Consider the following 4913-nt stretch of genomic DNA (forward strand, 5'->3'; position numbering starts at 1 on the left):
TGGTTCATGAATCCGTCTAACCACGACTACACCTTACACCTCGATTGCGAGGTTGCCGGATGCCCCCATCGATTTGGTTGGGGAGGCGTGCATGGGGCCTTACCTAAATATCACAGTACCGGTTGCTTGCTGCATGTGGATGTGACCAGCTACTACCCGTCGCTGCTTATCAAGCACGACCTTATTACCGGCTCGGCAACAAACCCAGAGCGCTATGTGGAAATCTACGACAAGCGGGTGGACTACAAGGCTCGCGGCATGCGTGCGGAACAGCTGCCGCTGAAGTTAGCTCTCAATGCCATCACGGGTGCTGAGAAGGACAGGTTTAACAAAGCCTACGATCCACGTAACAACAACCTCATGTGCGTGAACGGGCAACTTATGCTGCTCGACCTCATGGACAAGCTGGAGGGTTGTTGCACCCTGGTGCAATCCAACACCGACGGTCTCATTATCGAAATCGAAGACACTGATGAGGCCTTTGATCGTGTCGATGCGATCTGCTACGAGTGGGAGCAGCGCACGGGTATGGGGTTGGGCCTTGATCAGGTTGCCGAAATACACCAAAAGGACGTGAACAACTATCTTTGGATAGAGGCGGATGGGAAGCTGGAACGCAAGGGTGCCTATGTTAAGGAGCTAAGTGCGCTCGACTACGATTTGCCCATAGTCAACACGGCGGTAGTGAATGCCCTCGCTTACGGCACCCCGGTGGAGCAAACCGTGATGGCCGCCACCGATCTGATCGAATTCCAAAAAATCGTGAAGGTGTCGCGTAAGTACCTGTATGGGTGGCACAACGGCGAAGCACTGAGCGACAAGACATTTCGCGTGTTTGCCTCGACGTGCGTTGAGGATACCCATATCGGCAAGGTCAAGACCGAGGGCGGCACCGTTGAGAAGTTTGCCAACACCCCCGAGCACTGCTTTATAGACAACGGGGAAATGGCAGGGTTGAGCTCCGATGATCCGATGCTTGATAAGCAGTGGTACATCGACCTTGCCACCAAACGCCTGCGTGATTACGGGGTGGTGGGCATTGATGACTGATCCGCTGTTTAAGGGCTATGTACCAACCAGAAACAAGGCGTGTCTTGTCAAGTTCAAGGAGCACCTCGAAAATATCAAAGGCATCGATGAGGTGGAAACCTTGCCGGAGTACGCGGGGATACTCGCCGAATCCACCGTGCTGATTGATATTGATAACCAAGCCCAAAGCGAAACGCTTATGGGTATCGTGGAGGATATGCAGCTTAATTGTCGAGTGTATGAGACCACGCGCGGCAAGCACTTCCTATTTCTCAATGATGGGTATTTCACCCGCTGCACCAACGGGACCACCCTTGCTTGTGGTATCCAGGCTGATATTAAAGTGGGTTCGAGGAACAGCTACTCGGTCTTAAAATTCAAAGGTGAGGTGCGCCCGATTATCTGGGATGTGGATGAGGGGGAAGCCTATCAACCTGCACCTGCGTGGTTGCGAGCGGTCAAAGGCGCACCGATTTTTGCCGATATGCACGAAGGTGACGGGCGCAACGAGGCTCTGTTTACCCATATCCTTGCACTGGGGCGTGCGGGACTTACTAAAGAGCAAACCCGCGAATGCATCGGAATCATAGGCTCGCGCGTGTTGCCGGAGGTCATGGGTGATGATGAGGTCAACAAGATTATGCGTGATGAGGCTTTTCCCGATAAAGTCTTTAACGCTCATACGCGCTTTATAGCTAACGGCAAGTTCAACCATTTCAAGTTTGCTGAATACATGGTGGAAACATGCCCTATGCGTTCGGTTGGAGGGGTGCCGCATATGTACAAGAGTGGCATATACACGTGCAGCACCGAGGAAATCGAGCGCACTATGCTCCAGATCGAGCCGACGCTTGCCAGCATGCACCGTTCCGAAGCTCTGAAGACAATCCGCTTGATTGTGGACACACAGAAGGTTGAGGATGAAACGGGGTTAATTGCTTTCTCTAACGGTTTGTATGATTTGAATACGGGCAAGTTACTGCCGTTCTCGCCTGACAGGGTGGTTACGAATATGATCCCATGGGATTACAACCCACTGGCTCATTCCGACGTATTGGATAAGACCCTCACTAAGCTTGCCTGTGGCGACCAGGATATTCGTTCGCTACTCGAAGAAGCGGTGGGCTACTGCTTCTACCGCAGAAACGAATTGCGCAAGTCGTTCATCTTGGTGGGGGATCGCTCAAACGGCAAATCCACGTACCTTTCCATGGTGCGCAACCTGCTCGGAGCAGGCAACACCGCAGCGCTTGACCTGAAAGATATTGGGAGCCGGTTTCGTACCGCAGAGTTGTTAAATAAATTGGCAAATATTGGTGACGATATTAGCGATGAGTTCATGCGCGGAGAATTGGTGGCTCAATTCAAGAAAGCCGTGACAGGTGAGATGCTCACCGCCGAGCATAAGGGTGAGAAGCCGTTTCGGTTCGCCCCGTATGCCAAGCTGTTATTCAGTGCCAACACCATACCGCGCATCAAAGACGATACGGGAGCCGTGCTGTCGCGCTTGGCCATCATCCCGTTTGAGGCATCGTTCACCGAAAACGATGCAGACTACGACCCCGAGATAGGCGACAAGCTGCAAAGCCGTGAATCAATAGAGGCACTTATAGTGCTGGGTTTGCGCGCTTTGGAGCGAGTACTTGTTCGTAAGCAGTTCACCACTTCAACGAAGGTTGAGCAGCAGGTGGAGGACTATCACCGCACCAACAACCCTGTTATAGGGTTTTTCGAGTGCGTTTCTGCGGATGAACTGATTAACAACCCAACGGGTGACGCCTACAAGATGTATTTGGAATACTGCCATGCAGGTGGGTTCAATCCAATGGCTAACAACCCCTTCACCACGATTGCTAAAAAACATTACGGCTTCGAGGTTGGCATTAAAAAACTGAAACTCGGTAGGGATCAGAAGAGCAAGGCCTATCGGGTCTTCGTGAAGGGCGAGGTGTTGCGCTGTGACGGGTAGGCGCGATAAATATCTCGTTGAGATGTTAAACGACCCCCAGGATCAGCGCCACGGAACCAACACAGGCTACATCTATGGGTGTCGTTGTGATGAGTGTCGAGCCGCACATGCAAGAAGCAGTAGAGACCAGCGCGAAGCAGAGAACCGGGTGTTGGGCATAGCAGCGGCGCGAGCAAGAAGAACCCGTCAGTGGTACACATATCTATCTAATTCAGGAAAAGCAACTGTGTGTCCGATGTGCGGTAAATACACAAGGCGTGCGTGCGGTATGCACACTAAATGCGAACAGGAGATATAGGCTCATGATATACAGAATAGGTAACACGTTCGAGATACGCCCCTACAGCAACAAGCTCTGCTGGGAACTATGGGAATTACGCACAGTTCATAGCGGAAAGCCCGATGAAGCGGTGAAATGGGTTTTTACGCAAAAGTACCCCAGCAGTATGCAGGGCGCTCTTCAATCGATTTTAGAGCTTCAATTGAAGCGTGGGACAGAAACTATTTACGGACTAAAAGCGGCGGTAGATCACGTGAGTAAAACAGCAGAATTGTTTGCCATTCGCTCATATGGTGAAGAGTGTCAATGCGTTGATGCTGACGAAGATGGCCTGGGGTGTTGTAGCGTCTGCGGTGGGTATATGGAGCTGGGGGATAATTTCTGCCCAGCCTGTGGGCGCCCGCAAACAAAAAGCCACGACGCGAAGGTGGTGGACTAAATGAGGGCGGTGAAACAACCTAAGAGGTCCATACGATTTGCTGGCACGCGCGAGGCCTGGTGCGGCGACGTTGTCTACAAAACCGAGTCTGACCTGGCCTGCGCGGTAAGGACCCTGTCCCTGGTAGCACCGGCTGACGTGCTGGCCGAGGCAACCATAACGGTGCGGATGAGCGAGGGCGAGGGTAAGACACTTAGCGAGTGGCTGATTGGGCATGGGGGAGGTGTACAACCATTGGTAAAATTTTGTTAACAGTTTATACCGACTTCGGTTAGAAGTGGGTATAATGAATGGCTGAAAGGAAAGCAAAAAGGAGGAGGTTGTGAACAATGACAACAATGGAATTGCTGACGATCCCCGGCATGGACAACAGCAAGAAGCTAAAGCGACTCCAGAAGGATGCGAAGAAACGCATGGAGAACGGAATACGAGATCAGAGGGTTGCCGCCTCGATGATGAGCAAGAAGACCTTGAAAAAGTAGAAAGCATTCTTGAGGCCGTCCCTGAACCGCTCCGGGAACTTATTGCGGAAGCGATGATAACAAGGACCTGGTCTGGTTTACTTCCTGATCCAGCTTCTTTCGAAAAGTACCCTGAGTGGGTGCAGCATAAGATGACTGACTGGAACGATGCAAAAATTATTGATGAATCCAAAAGGCTCGATAAGATAGCGGAAGCAGCGATAGCGGACATTAAGCTAGAAACAGTGCTTACATTTGCGATAAACGCCATCTTCGCCTTTACGGCTTTCTTCGCTTTCATCATCACCAATAATGCCGCATCCTTTGGCTTATTGTCTGTTCCGGGAATTACAATAGCTGTAAATCTATGGAGAAACCGTCAGAAGGACGATGCTCCAGAAACCGAAACATAGAAATAGTCGACCGCCCTTCGGGGCGGTTTTTTAGTTATCCCCTGACTTTCTCACCTTTGGCGCTTACGCTTTTTGAAAGGTGAGTATCAAAATATAAGGGGCTCAAATGAACACAAAGAAAAAAGCTATTATCCGCATAGCCATTGCTGCGGTTGCAGTGATCAATGCTGTAGCTGCCATGGTTGGATTGCCGCAGCTTGCCATCGATCAGGCGATGGTGGAGATTGTGTACGAAGGCGTATCTGCGCTGCTACTCGTGGGCGGTAGTACATGGGCAGCTTGGAAAAACAATAGCATCACGCCGGAAGCCATTACTGCCGAT

The 4913-nt window shown here is 51.2% G+C and carries 5 protein-coding genes; all 5 read left to right on the forward strand.

Annotation, left to right across the window (positions count from 1 at the left end):
- A partial coding sequence (locus RR842_RS11075) for a hypothetical protein (protein WP_332729764.1) occupies window positions 1–1050 on the forward strand: 1050 nt, incomplete at its 5' end.
- The gene (locus RR842_RS11080) at window positions 1043–2998 is read left to right on the forward strand and encodes a phage/plasmid primase, P4 family (RefSeq protein WP_332729765.1); all 1956 of its coding nucleotides are present in this window, start codon (window positions 1043–1045) and stop codon (window positions 2996–2998) included. The genes RR842_RS11075 and RR842_RS11080, both read left to right, overlap by 8 nt.
- A 302-nt stretch (window positions 2999–3300) precedes the next feature.
- Complete coding sequence (locus RR842_RS11085; protein WP_332729766.1) at window positions 3301–3717, forward strand: hypothetical protein; 417 nt, start codon at window positions 3301–3303, stop codon at window positions 3715–3717.
- A 322-nt stretch (window positions 3718–4039) separates the two neighbouring features.
- Complete coding sequence (locus tag RR842_RS11090; RefSeq protein ID WP_332729767.1) at window positions 4040–4591, forward strand: hypothetical protein; 552 nt, start codon at window positions 4040–4042, stop codon at window positions 4589–4591.
- A 106-nt stretch (window positions 4592–4697) separates the two neighbouring features.
- Window positions 4698–4913: phage holin (locus tag RR842_RS11095; protein ID WP_332729768.1), on the forward strand; the 216-nt coding region annotated here is incomplete at its 3' end.

The sequence above is a fragment of the Gordonibacter sp. genome (genome assembly GCF_036667095.1).
Lineage (GTDB): Bacteria > Actinomycetota > Coriobacteriia > Coriobacteriales > Eggerthellaceae > Gordonibacter.

Bases quoted from the DNA above. Each gene is read 5' to 3' on its own strand.
- RR842_RS11080 (WP_332729765.1), top strand. From the start codon at position 1,043: ATGACTGATCCGCTGTTTAAGGGCTATGTACCAACCAGAAACAAGGCG.
- RR842_RS11085 (WP_332729766.1), top strand. From the start codon at position 3,301: ATGATATACAGAATAGGTAACACGTTCGAGATACGCCCCTACAGCAAC.